Annotated in this window: 12 protein-coding genes; 7 read left to right on the forward strand and 5 right to left on the reverse strand. The window is 64.9% G+C overall.

What is annotated here, in order from left to right; translation table 11 throughout:
• Nucleotides 1–14: 14 nt before the first annotated feature.
• The 4 genes from AC07RV_RS35290 to AC07RV_RS35305 form a co-directional block, all read right to left on the reverse strand.
• Nucleotides 15–1,682: a long-chain fatty acid--CoA ligase gene (locus AC07RV_RS35290; RefSeq protein WP_016452530.1), complete on the reverse strand. Its 1,668-nt coding sequence runs from the start codon at nucleotides 1,680–1,682 to the stop codon at nucleotides 15–17.
• An 11-nt stretch (nucleotides 1,683–1,693) separates the two neighbouring features.
• Complete coding sequence (locus tag AC07RV_RS35295; protein ID WP_016452529.1) at nucleotides 1,694–2,746, reverse strand: CaiB/BaiF CoA transferase family protein; 1,053 nt, start codon at nucleotides 2,744–2,746, stop codon at nucleotides 1,694–1,696.
• Nucleotides 2,747–2,757: 11 nt separating this feature from the next.
• A complete protein-coding gene (locus AC07RV_RS35300) occupies nucleotides 2,758–3,903 on the reverse strand; it encodes an acyl-CoA dehydrogenase family protein (RefSeq protein ID WP_016452528.1) in 1,146 nt (381 codons plus the stop codon).
• 147 nt (nucleotides 3,904–4,050) lie between these two features.
• On the reverse strand, nucleotides 4,051–5,082 hold the full coding sequence (locus AC07RV_RS35305) for a helix-turn-helix domain-containing protein (protein ID WP_017405984.1): 1,032 nt from the start codon (nucleotides 5,080–5,082) through the stop codon (nucleotides 4,051–4,053).
• A 286-nt stretch (nucleotides 5,083–5,368) separates the two neighbouring features.
• On the opposite strand from AC07RV_RS35305, the gene AC07RV_RS35310 reads away from it, so the two are divergent.
• Nucleotides 5,369–6,139 (forward strand): SDR family NAD(P)-dependent oxidoreductase, encoded by a 771-nt coding sequence (locus AC07RV_RS35310; RefSeq protein ID WP_016452526.1) that lies wholly within the window; start codon nucleotides 5,369–5,371, stop codon nucleotides 6,137–6,139.
• A gap of 22 nt (nucleotides 6,140–6,161) precedes the next feature.
• On the opposite strand, the gene AC07RV_RS35315 is transcribed toward AC07RV_RS35310, so the two are convergent.
• Complete coding sequence (locus tag AC07RV_RS35315; protein ID WP_016452525.1) at nucleotides 6,162–7,190, reverse strand: AraC family transcriptional regulator; 1,029 nt, start codon at nucleotides 7,188–7,190, stop codon at nucleotides 6,162–6,164.
• Nucleotides 7,191–7,484: 294 nt separating this feature from the next.
• Here AC07RV_RS35315 and AC07RV_RS35320 point away from each other — a divergent pair, with 294 nt between their 5' ends.
• From AC07RV_RS35320 to AC07RV_RS35345, 6 genes are all read left to right on the forward strand, one after another.
• Nucleotides 7,485–8,186: a nitroreductase gene (locus AC07RV_RS35320; RefSeq protein WP_016452524.1), complete on the forward strand. Its 702-nt coding sequence runs from the start codon at nucleotides 7,485–7,487 to the stop codon at nucleotides 8,184–8,186.
• 157 nt (nucleotides 8,187–8,343) lie between these two features.
• Complete coding sequence (locus AC07RV_RS35325) at nucleotides 8,344–10,125, forward strand: acyl-CoA dehydrogenase (RefSeq protein ID WP_016452523.1); 1,782 nt, start codon at nucleotides 8,344–8,346, stop codon at nucleotides 10,123–10,125.
• Between the two features lie 24 nt (nucleotides 10,126–10,149).
• Nucleotides 10,150–10,899, forward strand: a complete 750-nt coding sequence (locus AC07RV_RS35330; protein WP_026382504.1) for an electron transfer flavoprotein subunit beta/FixA family protein — start codon at nucleotides 10,150–10,152, stop codon at nucleotides 10,897–10,899.
• Nucleotide 10,900: 1 nt separating this feature from the next.
• Entirely contained in the window at nucleotides 10,901–11,845 is a 945-nt protein-coding gene (locus tag AC07RV_RS35335) for an electron transfer flavoprotein subunit alpha/FixB family protein (RefSeq protein WP_026382503.1), read from the forward strand.
• Between the two features lie 17 nt (nucleotides 11,846–11,862).
• Nucleotides 11,863–12,777: a LysR family transcriptional regulator gene (locus AC07RV_RS35340; protein WP_016452520.1), complete on the forward strand. Its 915-nt coding sequence runs from the start codon at nucleotides 11,863–11,865 to the stop codon at nucleotides 12,775–12,777.
• Nucleotides 12,778–12,802: 25 nt separating this feature from the next.
• Nucleotides 12,803–13,030: an EexN family lipoprotein gene (locus AC07RV_RS35345; RefSeq protein WP_016452519.1), complete on the forward strand. Its 228-nt coding sequence runs from the start codon at nucleotides 12,803–12,805 to the stop codon at nucleotides 13,028–13,030.
• The last annotated feature ends 128 nt before the right edge of the window (nucleotides 13,031–13,158 follow it).

A 13,158-nucleotide genomic window follows, 5' to 3' on the forward strand; every position in this document is an offset into this window, starting at 1 on the left:
ATGCAAAGCGGGTGTCAGGCGGAATAGCGGTCTGCCTGCTCGACGCGTATGCGCTTCTTGTCGAGCTTGCCGACGCTGGTCTTGGGGATGGCCTCGACGAACAGAACCTGATCCGGCCACTGCCACTTGGCGAAGGCGCTGCCCAGGTGCTCCTTCAGTTGTTCCTGGGTCGCCTGCTGGCCGGGCTTGAGCACCACCAGGGCCAGCGGCCGCTCCTGCCACTTCGGATGCGGAACGCCGACCACGGCGGCGTCGCGCACGGCGGGGTGGCCCATGAGCAGGTTTTCCATGTCGATGGAAGAAATCCATTCGCCGCCGCTCTTGATCACGTCCTTGATGCGGTCGGTGACCTTGAGGTAGCCGTTCTCGTCCACCGTGCCGACATCGCCCGAGCGCCACCAGCCACCCTCCAGGAAGCGGTCTGCGGAATCGGGCATGTCGTGGTAGCTGGCCGTGATCCAGGGGCCGCGCACGCAAATCTCGCCCGCCGACTTTCCGTCATGCGGCAAGTCCTTGTCATCGGCATCGAGGATGCGGATGTCCACCCCGGTCAGCACCAGACCCTGCTTGCGCTTGAGGTTCCAGCGCTCTTCCTCGGTCAGGCGCTTCTTGAGCGTGGACTTGAGGCGGTTCATGGTCACCAGCGTCGTGGCTTCGGTGGCACCGTAGCCGTGGACCACCTCGGCACCGGTGAGTTTGTAGAAACCGATCATCATCGACAGCGGCGGCTCGGAGGCGCCGGACAGCATGCGCATGCTGCTGAAGTCCGGCTTGACCGGCATCGTTTCGATGTACTGCAGCATGGGCTGAAAGATGGCCGGTGCGCCGTTGGCGACCGTCACGCCCTCGGCGATCATGGCGTCAACCAGGGGCTTGGTGTCCTCGGCGACATAGCGGCCCGGCAGCACGATCTTGTCGCCCAGCAGCGTGGCGGCCTGCGGCAGGCCCCAGCATTGCCCGTGGAACATGGGCGTGATGAGCATCACGCAGTCGCTCAGCGTCATGCCCAGATTGGTGGCCATGCCCGTGGAGTGCAGGTAGATGCAGCGGTGCGAGTAGTACACGCCCTTGGGCTTGCCCGTGGTGCCGGTGGTGTAGCAGGCGCTGTAGGCCGAGGTTTCGTCGATCTCGGGCCAGTCGATCTTGGGGTCGGCGGCGGCCAGCAGGTCTTCGTAGTGCAGCAGCGGTTTCAGCGTGGTCTTAATCTGGTCCAGCGGCTTGTCGGTCATGACGATCCAGCCCTTGATCTGGGGCGAATTCGCCGCGACGGATTCGGCGATGGGCAGCAATGATTCGTCCACGCATACGTAGGACACTTGGCTGTGGCCGACCACGTAGCCCAGGTCTTCGGCGCCCAGGCGCAGGTTCATCTGCAGCATGACCGCGCCCAGGCCAGGGATGGACCAGTACAGCTCGAAATGGCGTCGGCTGTTCCAGTCCAGGATGCCGACCCGGTCGCCAGGTTCGACACCGAGCGCGCGCAGCGCATTGGCGCTGCGGCAGACGCGCGCGTAGCAGTCGGCATAGGTGTAGCGGTCCCAGCCGCCATCGGGCGTGCGGTAGACGATCTCCTGGTCTCCGTGGGTGCGCGCGGCGTGCCGGATGAGCGTCGTGGTGTTGAGCTGGCGGTCGTTGCCCGAGGTAGACGGGCAGCCGCGCACGATCTTGGTGGTGTTGGTCATTCTCTGGTCTCCTATGTGGTTGCGTTGAGTGCCTGGAACCGTGGGGCCGGGGCCGCCTCGATGGCGCCGGAGGGGGTGGTCTGGTAGATACCCCGTGCCGCGTTGTGCGGATGCCGCGCCGCCTCGGCCAGGCTGAGCACGGGCGCGAAGCAGGCGTCGCTGCCTTCGAGCAACGCGCACCAGTGCGCCCTGGGTTGGCTGCGGATGAGGGCCGCAATGCGCTCCTTCAGCGCTGGCCACGTCGTCGTGTCGTACTGGTCGGCAGGGTTCACGTCCGTCAGGCCCAGCTTCGACAGCAGCAGTGCGTGGAACGCGGGCTCCACCACCGCGAGGCTGATGAAGCCGCCGTCGGCACAGGCGTACACGTCATAGAACGGCGAATCGTGAAACGGGCTCGGCTTCGTGCCGTCGATCTGCCCATTGGCGCGAATCCAATGCACCAGCGTGCCCATCATGGCCACGATGTCGATGATGGCGGCATCCACGACCCGGCCGCGGCCACTGCCCCTACCGTTACCGCGCGCATCGACCAGCGCGCAGGCGACACCGAAGGCCATGCCCAGCGCCCCGGCCGCGTCCCCGAGCACCGAGGGCGGCACGATGGGCATCTGCCCCTTGCGGGCCGACAGCGACAGCAGGCCCGTCAGCGCCACGTAGTTCAGGTCGTGGCCAGCGGCCCGGGAGAGCGGGCCGTCCTGGCCCCAGCCCGTCATCCGGCCATAGACCAGCTTGGGGTTGCGCGCCGCGCATTCGGCGGGGCCGAACCCCAGCCGTTCCATCACGCCGGGGCGAAAGCCTTCGATCAGAACGTCGGACTGGCCGATCAGATCCAGGGCGCGCGCCTTGCCGCCGGGCGACTTCAGGTCGGTGATCTCGACCGTCTTGCCCCGGTGCAGCGGGTTGGCCGCCGCCCCGCCCAGCGGCTGCGCCCCGGCGGCCTGCTCGGCCCGTGTCAGCGCAATCACCTCGGCACCCATGTCGGCCAGCATCATGGCGGCCAGCGGGCCCGGCCCGATCCCTTCGAACTCCACCACACGGACGCCGTGCAGTGGCTTTTGCAGCATGTGCGAGGCGTTCACAGCTTCCTCGCAATCAGTTCTTTCATGACCTCGTTCGCGCCGCCGTAGATCTTCTGCACGCGCGAGGTGGTGTACATGCGCGCGATCGGGTATTCGTACATGTAGCCGTAGCCGCCGAACATCTGCAGGCACTCGTCCACCACGCGGCACTGCTGCTCGCTGCACCACCACTTGGCCATGTACGCGGCTTCGGCGTCGAGCTTTCCGTCCAGCAGCCGCTGGATGCAGTCGTTGACGAAGGTGCGCACCACGTGAGCGGTGGTGGCGATCTCGGCCAGCTTGTGGCGCGTGGTCTGCATCTCGAACAGCGGTGCGCCGAAAATCTTGCGCTCCTTCGTGTATTCGACGGTGAGTTCCAGGGCCCGGTCGATGATGGCCGCCGCAGGCACGGCGATGGTCATGCGTTCGTAGGGCAACTGGCCCATCAACTGCTTGAAACCAAGCCCTTCGACGCCCCCCAGGACTTGATCGACCGGCACGCGCACCCCGTCGAAGAAGAGTTCGGCGGTGTCCGACGCATGCAGGCCGATCTTGTCGAGCAGGCGGCCCACGCGGAACCCTGGCAGGTTCTCGGTCTCCACCACGATCAGCGAAAGGCCTCGGCTGCCCGCCTCGCCGGTGCGTGCGACCACAATCAGCAGATTGCAGGTGTAGCCGTTGGTGATGAAGGTCTTGGCACCGTCGATCACGTAGTGGTCGCCATCACGGCGCGCGCGGGTGGCGATGGCCTTGAGGTCCGTCCCGCAGCCGGGTTCGGTCATCGCAATGCCGAGCAGCATCTCGCCGCTGCTCAGCTTGGGCAGCCAGCGCTGCTTCTGCTCCTCGGTGCCGTAGTCCATGATGTAGTGCGCAGCGATGCTGTTCACCTGGACGTTGTTGGGCATTTCCGCTCTGGTCAACTCATCCTGTACCACCAGCTGGTAGGCAATGCTGGCCCCGGTGCCGCCGTAGGCTTCGGGCATTTCGGGCAGCATGAACCCCATCTCGCCGAAGGGCCGCCAGGTCTCGCGCGGGACGTAGCCCTGTTCGCGCCAAGCGGGCAGGTGCGGAGCCATCTCGGCGGCGATGTAGCGGCGCACCTGGTCGCGAAAGGTCTCGATGTCGCTGTCCATCCAGGGTTGACGGTGCAATTGCGGCAGCATGGGAGCGCTCCTCAGAAGGTTTGTACGATGAAGGTTTGAAAACTTGGCCAGCGATGCGGCCCCGGGTCATGCCCGCATACCCACAACGGGGCGGGCGAAGCGTCGAATCTCTGCGTTCTCAGTCTGTCCAGGGCATATGGTCGGCATTCAGCCCGTGCGCGTCTTGCCCGCCAGTGCATGGCAAGTTGACTTTGCGTGTGCAAGGGAAAGCCCGGCTGACTCGACCGGGCCGATGGCGGAGCCGTGAGCAGTCATGCCGCGTGCATCGCTGGGCGACACTCCAAAGCGTTGTTTGAATGCGCGGCAGAAATGGCTGGTGGAGTTGAAGCCCCAGTGAAAGGCGATCGCCGAGACCTGCAGATGCCGGCAGACCGGGTCAACGAGTGTCCGCCAGCACGCTTGCAATCGGCTTTCCAGGATGTGGCCGACCACCGTGGTATCGCCCTGCGCAAACAGCGCATGAAGGTAACGCAGTGAAATACCGTGCGCCGCGGCGATGCGTGCCGGACTCAGGTCATCCTCTTGAAAATGCTGGGCGATGTAGGCAAGTACTCGTTCGCGCAACGCGGCCATGGCCGTGAATCGAGTGGCGCTCTCCGGCTCTGGCAGCGCAATGTCCAGAAGCCCGATCACCGTGCGGCAAAGGGCGACGTGGGCGGAGGGCGGCACGGCGCCGATCTCCTTTGCCAACCCCATCAGGTGTTGGCTGAGCAGTGAGCCCACGCCTGTGTGACTGTCAATGCGGCAGGCTGCGGGCGGCTGCTTGCGGCCCGGTAGATGCTCGCGCATGAGCTGCCAGGGAATCATCAACGACACGCTGTGGGTTCGTTCCAGCACCTCATAGTCTTGCCGCTGATCGGTACGCCAGAGGAACATGTCGCCCTCGCAGATTGGCGTGTCCCACTGCTGCAACTGTACTCGGCCGCTCAGGTTCAGCTGCAGCCCCAGGCAGAACTCATCGTCGAATGACGAATGTCCAGGAGGAGACTGCTCGACGCAAGCACCGGTCACGGTGCATACCAAGGAGGCTCCGGCGAGTTCGTGTCGCCGCAACTTCGCCTGGAATGCAGCAGGCTTCGCCGGGGAGGAAAGACTCCAGCGCTGGAAGGAGTCCTTGAGGATCGCTTCCGTCGCATCTATCCTGCCCTCGATGGGCGCATGGTCGATGGACCATTCCATGGGTGACTGTTGCAGCACTTGTCGTCTCCTGAATCTGCCCCCAGACGCCGCAGCCCATCGGGACCGGAGCGTCGACACCGTGGCGTGCTTTCGTGCGGCGCTCAGGGTACCCAAGGCATACAGGCAATCGTAGGCAGCGGTGCTTGGCGCGGCAATGACGGATGGTCTCGATCAACTGACAAGGCACCTCTTTCGACGGATGGGGGAGCGAGGCAACCCCGCAGCCGAGCGGCCCTGCGCTAACCTCCCGGCATCGACGGCGAACTGAAGATGCAAGGAGACGATGATGGATCTGGGTGCAATGCTGGCAGGCAAGCGGGTGCTGGTCACGGGGGCCTCGTCGGGCCTGGGCGAGAACTTCGCTCGGCTGGCTGCTGGTTGCAAGGCCAAGGTAGTGATTGGGGCGCGGCGCAAGGCGCGGCTCGACAAACTCGCCCAGGAACTCGAAAAGCTCGGTTCGCCTCAGGTCACGGTGCTGGAAATGGATGTGGCTTCCGAGCAGTCCATCGACGACGCCTTCGCCGAGATAGACGCCTCGGGCACCATCCTCGACGTGGTGGTTAACAACGCCGGGGCTTCCAACGACGCCTTGTCGCTCACGCTGCCTGTGTCCGACTTCGACTCGCTGATGGAGACCAACGTGCGCGGCGTGTGGCTGGTGGCCGCGCGTGCCGCGCAGCGCTGGGTGGATGCGGGGCGGGGAGGCTCAGTCATCAACATCGCATCGATCCTGGGCGAACGCGTGATGCCGGGCGCCATGCTGTATGCCACGTCCAAGGCTGCAGTCGTGCACATGACCAAGAGCCTGGCGCTCGAATGGGCGCGCCACGGCATTCGCGTCAATGCCATCGAGCCGGGCTACATCGACACCGAGATGACCGATGCCATGTGGGATACCGACCATGGCAAGGCGCTTATCAAGCGCATCCCGATGCGCCGCCTGGGTAAGCCGGAGGAGCTCAACGGTCTGTTCCTGCTGTTCGCGACCGAGGCCGGGTCGTGGATGACCGGCGCCTGCGTGCCAGTGGATGGCGGGCATCTGTGCTCGTCGCTTTGAGTGCGACCGCGTCGAAGCAGCGCTACGTTTTTTGGGTGCGCGAACGATAGACGCCTGGCGTGCTGCCGGTCCATGACTTGAAGGCCCGCTGGAAGGCGGTGCCGTCGGCGAACCCCAACTCGGCGGCGATGGCGCTCAGCGCGGCATCGGTGCTGGTCAACCGAACGATCGCCATGTCGCGCCGTAACTCGTCCTTCAGCACCTGAAAGGACTTGCCCTCCACGGCCAGATGCCGCTGCAGTGCGCTGACCGACATGTGCAAGCGCTGCGCGGCGACAGTCAGATCGGGCCACTCCGGGCACGCTTGCTGCAATAGCGCGCGCACCCGCGCGCTGGCTGTCCGCTCGATTAGACGCGGGCCGATCAGGTTGCCCGGTGTGGCACGCAAAAAGGTCTGGAGCGCGGCGGTGTCACGGCGCATCGGCTGCGTGAATGCGGATGCCTCGAACCAGACCGCCGACCGCGCCTGCCCGAACCGCAACGTGCCCGAGAAGATTTGGGCATAGTCTGCGGCACGCGGCGGTGGCTCGAAGGCAAAATCGAGCCCTCTGGGCACCAGTCGGCCGCCGTGCAGCCATACCAGCAGACGCCAGAAAACGCGCAACAGCAGCCCGTGCAGGAAGTCTGAATGTTTGCCCAGGGCGTGGCGCACGTCCAGAGCAGCACCCTTGAGCAAGCCATCAGAGACGGGCACAAGCGCCACGTCGTCCTGCAGCAGGGCGAAGGATGCACTCACGCGCTGCAAGGCGGCTGCCAGCGTCTTGGCCCCGAGCGTAGAGCGAGCCATCAGCGCAAAGCTGCCGCAGCGCAACGGCCGACCGTGTAGATGGCCTAGGCATTCGTCGTCCAAGCTGTTCTTCACGGCACTGAAGAGTGCGATGTATTGCTCTATGGTCACACGCGACTGCTCCAGATGCAGCAGCGACTCGGCGATGCGGGCCTGCGCCAGAACGCCATCCAGCCAGGACTCGGTGGCCAGTCCTTTGCTGCGCGCGCCGTCGAGCAGGCCATGCACGGCAAAAACAGGAACAGTGACGACGGGTTTCAACATGGTCAAAGGGAGCAACGATAGCTGGCGCTGAATCCGAAATTACACCAAGAAAACGGCCCGCTAACGATGTAGCGTCCGGCTGCGGTCAACCGGATTTTGCCTTGTGCATACAAAGTCAACTCGCCATGCACTGGCGGGCAAGACGCGTATGTGCCGAGTGCCCAGAATACCGCTTGGTAGCACACCCAGGGACGACCCGTGGACGTTCGGCATCGATGCATTCGCATGAATGCTTCTTCGGCAACGGCATGTCGGTGTGCTCACCCGAATAGCCCAGCAACCAGGAGAGAGTGAATGTCTGTCTGCGCCGTGCCTTTGCGCAACATGCTGATTGATGCGGTGATGCGCGAACGTCGTTCCGTGCGCGCCTTTCTGCCGACCCCGGTGTCGCAAGAAGCGGTGGCCCAGATTCTGTCGGTGGCAGCCAGCGCGCCCAGTGGCACCAACACCCAGCCGTGGCATGTCATTGCCGTGGCGGGCGAGGCGAGGAAGCGCCTATGCGACCGTGTATTGCACGCCTTTCACCATGAAGAGGGAGAGCACCAGTCCGAATACGACATCTACCCGGCCGAGTTCTTCGAGCCCTACCTGACCAGGCGGCGTCGGTGCGGTTTCGCTCTTTATGCCGCAGTCGGAATCTCCAAGGGAGATACGGATGCCATGCGCGCTCAACATGCACGCAACTTTGCCTTCTTCGATGCGCCGGTCGGTTTGATCTTCACCTTGGACCGGCGCATGGTGCAGAGCAGTTGGGTGGACTACGGGATGTTCTTACAGAACATCATGCTGGCGGCCCGCGCACGAGGCCTGGATACCTGTTCGCAGATGGCGTGGACCCTTTACCCGCGCCTTCTGGCTGAAGCCCTGCAAATCCCGGACGGGCAGATGGTCCTGTGCGGCATGGCACTGGGCTATGCCGACCCGGCGGCCGTGGTGAACCGCGTGCGCACCGAGCGTGAGCCGGTCGAGAACTTCACACGCTTCAGCGGCTTCTAGAAATCTTGTCATACCAACTAATCGCGTCGTAAGCCGCCTGAGAAATTCAGCCGCCCTGAAGCGGTTGATCGACCGGGCCTTGTCCTGGTGGGTAGGGTCATGCATGGATGTATGCCCTATGGGGCAGACGGGTTGAACCCACAAAGAGGAGTAAGCAATGTCTACCTACGCCGCGCCCTTGCGCGACATGCTGTTCACGATGAAGGAAGTCGGAGGCCTGGATGCGATCTGTGCCCAGCCGGGCCATGAAGAAACCACGCCCGACCTGGTCGAGGCCATCCTGCAGGAGGCTGCCCACTACGCCACCGGCGTGCTTGATCCGCTGAACCGCACCGGCGACGTGCAGGGCGCGCGCTGGCACGACGGCCAGGTCACGCCAGCCGATGGCTTTCGCGAAGCCTGGGCCAGCTTCTGCGAGAACGGCTGGAACGGCATGCCCGCTGCCACCGAATGGGGCGGCCAGGGCCTGCCCACGCTGGTGTCCACAGCCGTGCTGGAGATGTGGAAGTCGTCCAACCTCGCGTTCAGCCTGTGCCAGATGCTCACGCTGGGCGCGGTGGAAGCCATTGCGCACCATGGCAGCGACGCACTCAAGCGCCGCTTCCTGGAGCCCATGGTCGCGGGCCGCTGGACCGGCACCATGAACCTCACCGAGCCCCAAGCAGGCTCCGACTTGGCCGCGCTGCGCAGTCGCGCCGTGCCCGAAGGCGACCATTACCGCGTCAGCGGAAACAAGATCTTCATCACCTGGGGCGAGCACGACATGGCCGAGAACATCGTCCACCTCGTGCTGGCGCGCCTGCCCGATGCACCGCCCGGCGTGAAAGGCATCTCGCTGTTCCTGTGCCCGAAGTACCTGGTCAACGACGACGGCTCCCTGGGCGAACGCAACGACCTGGCCTGCACCTCCATCGAGCACAAGATGGGCATCCACGGCAGCCCCACGGCGTCGATGAGCTTTGGCGACTGCGGGGGCGCGATCGGCTACCTGGTCGGCGAGCCGAACCAGGGGCTGGCCTGCATGTTCACGATGATGAACCATGCGCGGCTGAACGTCGGCCTTGAAGGCGTGGGCATCGCCGAGCGCGCCTACCAGCGCGCACGCGCCTACGCGCTGGAGCGGGTGCAGGGCAAGCCACTGCTCAGCGGCAGCACCACCATCGCCGGCCACCCGGACGTGCGGCGCATGCTGATGGACATGAAGGCCCGCACCGAGGCCATGCGCGCATTGGCCTATTTCTGCGCCGGCCAGATGGACCGCGCCGCAGGCCACGCCGACGCGCAAGAGCGCGAGCAGGCGCTGGCCCTGGTCGGCCTGCTGATCCCGGTGGTCAAGGGCTGGTGCACCGACAGCGCACAGGGCATCACGTCCGATGGTGTGCAGGTGCATGGCGGCATGGGTTACGTCGAGGAAACCGGCGCCTCACAGCACTTGCGCGACGCGCGCATCACGACCATCTACGAAGGCACGACGGGCATCCAGGCCAACGACCTGATTGGCCGCAAGCTGGCGCGCGAGGGCGGGCGCACGCTGAAGGCACTGCTGGGCCGCATCGACGGCGATGCGCGCCGGTTGGCCGAGATGCCCGATGCCGCGCTGGCGCAGATCGGCGGCGTGTTAGCGGCTTCGGCGCGTGCGCTGGGGGACGCGGCCGACTGGCTGCTGGCCCACGACGACCAACCCGCGCAGTGCGCGGCGGGCGCCGTGCCCTTCTTGCGGCTGGCGGGCACGGTGATCGGCGGCTGGCTGTCGGCGCGCATGGCCGAAGCCGCCACTGCGCAACTCGCGGCGAGATCTGGCGATGCGGGCTTTCTCGGCGCCAAGCGTGCCACGGCCAGCCACTACGCAGCGCATGTCCTAGTGCAGGCGCCGATGTTGCGCGACATCGTCACGGGCGGCGCCGCCAGCACGCTGGCCCTGGCGGATGATCAACTCTGAATGATCCTGAAAGGAAACCCTCCCATGAAAATCCTGGTTCCCGTCAAGCGGGTGGTTGACTACAACGTCAAGGTCCGCGTCCAGAGCGATGGCAGCGGCGTGGACATCGCCAATGTCAAAATGAGCATGAACCCCTTCGACGAGATTGCCGTCGAAGAGGCTGTGCGGCTCAAGGAGAAAGGCGCGGCAACGGAGATCGTCGCCGTCTCGTGCGGCGTGTCCCAATGCCAGGAGACGCTGCGCACCGCCATGGCCATCGGTGCCGACCGCGGCATCCTGGTCGAGACCAATGAAGAACTGCAGCCGCTGGCCGTGGCTAAGCTGCTCAAGGCCCTGATCGACAATGAACAGCCCGGCCTCGTGATCCTGGGCAAGCAGGCCATCGACGACGACTGCAACCAGACCGGCCAGATGCTGGCGGCGCTGGCCGACCTGCCGCAAGCCACCTTCGCCTCCAAGGTCGAGATCGCCGGCGACAAGGCAGCCGTGACCCGCGAAGTGGACGGCGGCCTGGAAACCCTCAGCCTTACGCTGCCCGCCGTCATCACCGCCGACCTGCGCCTGAACGAGCCGCGCTACGTCACGCTGCCCAACATCATGAAGGCCAAGAAAAAGCCGCTGGACACCGTCAAGCCCGAAGACCTCGGCGTGGACGTGGCCCCGCGCCTGAAGAACTTGAAGGTCAGCGAACCCGCCAAGCGCGGCGCCGGCGTGAAGGTGGCCGACGTGGCCGCCCTGGTCGAGAAACTCAAGAACGAAGCGAAGGTGATCTGACATGACCGTACTCGTAATCGCTGAACACGACAACGCGACCATCAAGGGCGCGACGCTCAACACCGTGACGGCCGCCGCAGCCTGCGGCGGCGACGTGCACGTGCTGGTGGCCGGCCACAACGCCGGCGCTGCCGCACAGCAAGCCAGCCAGATCGCCGGCGTTGCCAAGGTCATCCACGCCGACGGCGCCAGCCTGGCCCACGGCCTCGCCGAGAACGTGGCCGCCCAGGTGCTGGCACTCCATGGCAGTGGTGCCGGCAACTACAGCCACATCCTGTTCCCCGCCACCGCCAGCGGCAAGAACGTGGCCCCGCGCGTGGCTGCCAAGCTCGACGTCGCCCAGATCAGCGACATCACCAAGGTCATCTCCGCCGATACCTTCGAGCGCCCCATCTACGCCGGCAACGCCATCGCCACCGTGCAGTCTGCTGATGCCGTGAAGGTCATCACCGTGCGCACCACCGGCTTTGACGCCGCCGCCGCCACGGGTGGCAGCGCCGCTGTCGAAACCGCTGCTGCGGCCGCCGACGCTGGCAAGAGCAGCTACGTGGGCAGCGAGATCGCCAAGAGCGACCGCCCCGAACTCACCGCCGCCAAGATCATCGTGTCTGGTGGCCGTGCGCTGGGCAGCAAGGAAAAGTTCGACGAAGTCATCACCCCCCTGGCCGACAAGCTGGGCGCTGCCATCGGCGCCAGCCGTGCTGCCGTGGATGCGGGCTACGCCCCCAACGACCTGCAAGTGGGCCAGACGGGCAAGATCGTCGCGCCGCAGTTGTACATTGCCGCCGGCATCTCGGGCGCCATCCAGCACCTGGCCGGCATGAAGGACTCCAAGGTGATCGTGGCGATCAACAAGGACCCCGAGGCCCCGATCTTCAGCGTGGCCGACTACGGGCTGGAGGCGGACCTTTTCGCAGTTGTGCCGGAATTCGTCAAGGCCTTTTAAATTGGATGAGATACACCATGGAGCTTCGGCATTTACGTTGCTTTATAGCGGTGGCCGAAGAACTTCACTTCGGCCGCGCAGCGGAAAAGCTGCACATCGATCAGTCCCCTTTGTCGCGCACCATCAAGGAGATAGAGGAAGAGCTCGGGGCGCAACTGTTCACGCGAACCACGCGAAGCACCCGCCTGACCTTTGCCGGAATGGCATTCCTGGAGCGGGTGCCGCGAATCTTCGAAGCTCTGAAACAGGCGTGTGACGGCGTCAAGTCCGCCGCCAGTGGGTTTCAGCGACAGTTGCGCATCGCTTTGTCCGATGGCATCACGCCCTCGCGAATGCCGACGCTGCTGGCACAGTGCCGAGCGGAAGATCCAGAGATTGATGTTCGGCTATTTGAGGTGCCGTTGGATCAACAGATCAAGGGTCTGCACGATGACCTGTATGACGTCGGCTTTTCGATGGCCGAAGAGGTGGGCGACGGCATTGTGGTCAGGCCTGCATGGGAAGACGAACTGATGGTGGCGGTCCCAGCTCGCCATCCTGTTCTGGCCCACAAGCACGTGCCGTTGGAAGAAGTGTTGCGCTATCCGCTGGCGCTATGCGATCCGGCGATATGCGAAGGCCATGCACGCCAAGTTGATCGCGTTTTGCAGCGCTACGAGCAACAGCCACTGATCGCCCAGCGCGTGGCGTCCTATGAGGTGATGATGACCTTGGTCTCAGCCGGATTGGCGCTCGGTTTGGCGGGCGCCGCGCACATTGCATCCGGCCGTGGGCCAGGTGTTGTGGCCCGGCGCTTGGCGGGCAAGCCGCAGATGCTGGCCACGTATCTGCTGCACCGTGACGTGGAGCCCTCCGAAATGCTGGCCCGGTTCATCGAACGAGTGGCCTCCATTGATTCGGCGGATGGCTCCAGCGCCGCCGAGGACTCCTGATCCACCTGCTGAAAGGACCCAAGCCATGACCCGATTCCTGCCGCTGCTGATGGTTGCCGCACTGACGGGCTGTGGACCATCCCAACCGACGGAAACCGTGGACTTCCTCGTTGCCCATCCCGAGCGCCTCAAAGAAGTCCAGCGCCTGTGCAAGGAAGACCGCGCGAAGGCAGGAGAAGAACTCTGCCGCCGTGCGGCCGAAGCCGCCAACCGGCGTTTCTTCGGCGATCGGCCGGAACAGCAATCCAAATAGCGCCCCGCGCCGTCGCCTGGCCGCGACAGAGTTCTTGCTGTTACCTCATCACGCCGCAGCGCGCTCGCGCATGCGGCATTTTTATTGCCTTCGCCACAGCAAGAAGTCTGGCCATTTTGGCCTGAATC

The organism is Variovorax sp. GW821-FHT09B01 (assembly GCF_059418345.1).

Excerpts from the sequence above, each read along its gene's own strand:
- AC07RV_RS35330 (WP_026382504.1), top strand. The coding sequence starts at position 10,150 with ATGAAAATCCTGGTTCCCGTCAAGCGGGTGGTTGACTACAACGTCAAG.
- AC07RV_RS35325 (WP_016452523.1), top strand. The coding sequence starts at position 8,344 with ATGTCTACCTACGCCGCGCCCTTGCGCGACATGCTGTTCACGATGAAG.
- AC07RV_RS35305 (WP_017405984.1), bottom strand. The coding sequence starts at position 5,082 with ATGGAATGGTCCATCGACCATGCGCCCATCGAGGGCAGGATAGATGCG.
- AC07RV_RS35340 (WP_016452520.1), top strand. The coding sequence starts at position 11,863 with ATGGAGCTTCGGCATTTACGTTGCTTTATAGCGGTGGCCGAAGAACTT.
- AC07RV_RS35320 (WP_016452524.1), top strand. The coding sequence starts at position 7,485 with ATGTCTGTCTGCGCCGTGCCTTTGCGCAACATGCTGATTGATGCGGTG.
- AC07RV_RS35345 (WP_016452519.1), top strand. The coding sequence starts at position 12,803 with ATGACCCGATTCCTGCCGCTGCTGATGGTTGCCGCACTGACGGGCTGT.
- AC07RV_RS35315 (WP_016452525.1), bottom strand. The coding sequence starts at position 7,190 with ATGTTGAAACCCGTCGTCACTGTTCCTGTTTTTGCCGTGCATGGCCTG.
- AC07RV_RS35300 (WP_016452528.1), bottom strand. The coding sequence starts at position 3,903 with ATGCTGCCGCAATTGCACCGTCAACCCTGGATGGACAGCGACATCGAG.
- AC07RV_RS35295 (WP_016452529.1), bottom strand. The coding sequence starts at position 2,746 with ATGCTGCAAAAGCCACTGCACGGCGTCCGTGTGGTGGAGTTCGAAGGG.
- AC07RV_RS35335 (WP_026382503.1), top strand. The coding sequence starts at position 10,901 with ATGACCGTACTCGTAATCGCTGAACACGACAACGCGACCATCAAGGGC.
- AC07RV_RS35310 (WP_016452526.1), top strand. The coding sequence starts at position 5,369 with ATGGATCTGGGTGCAATGCTGGCAGGCAAGCGGGTGCTGGTCACGGGG.
- AC07RV_RS35290 (WP_016452530.1), bottom strand. The coding sequence starts at position 1,682 with ATGACCAACACCACCAAGATCGTGCGCGGCTGCCCGTCTACCTCGGGC.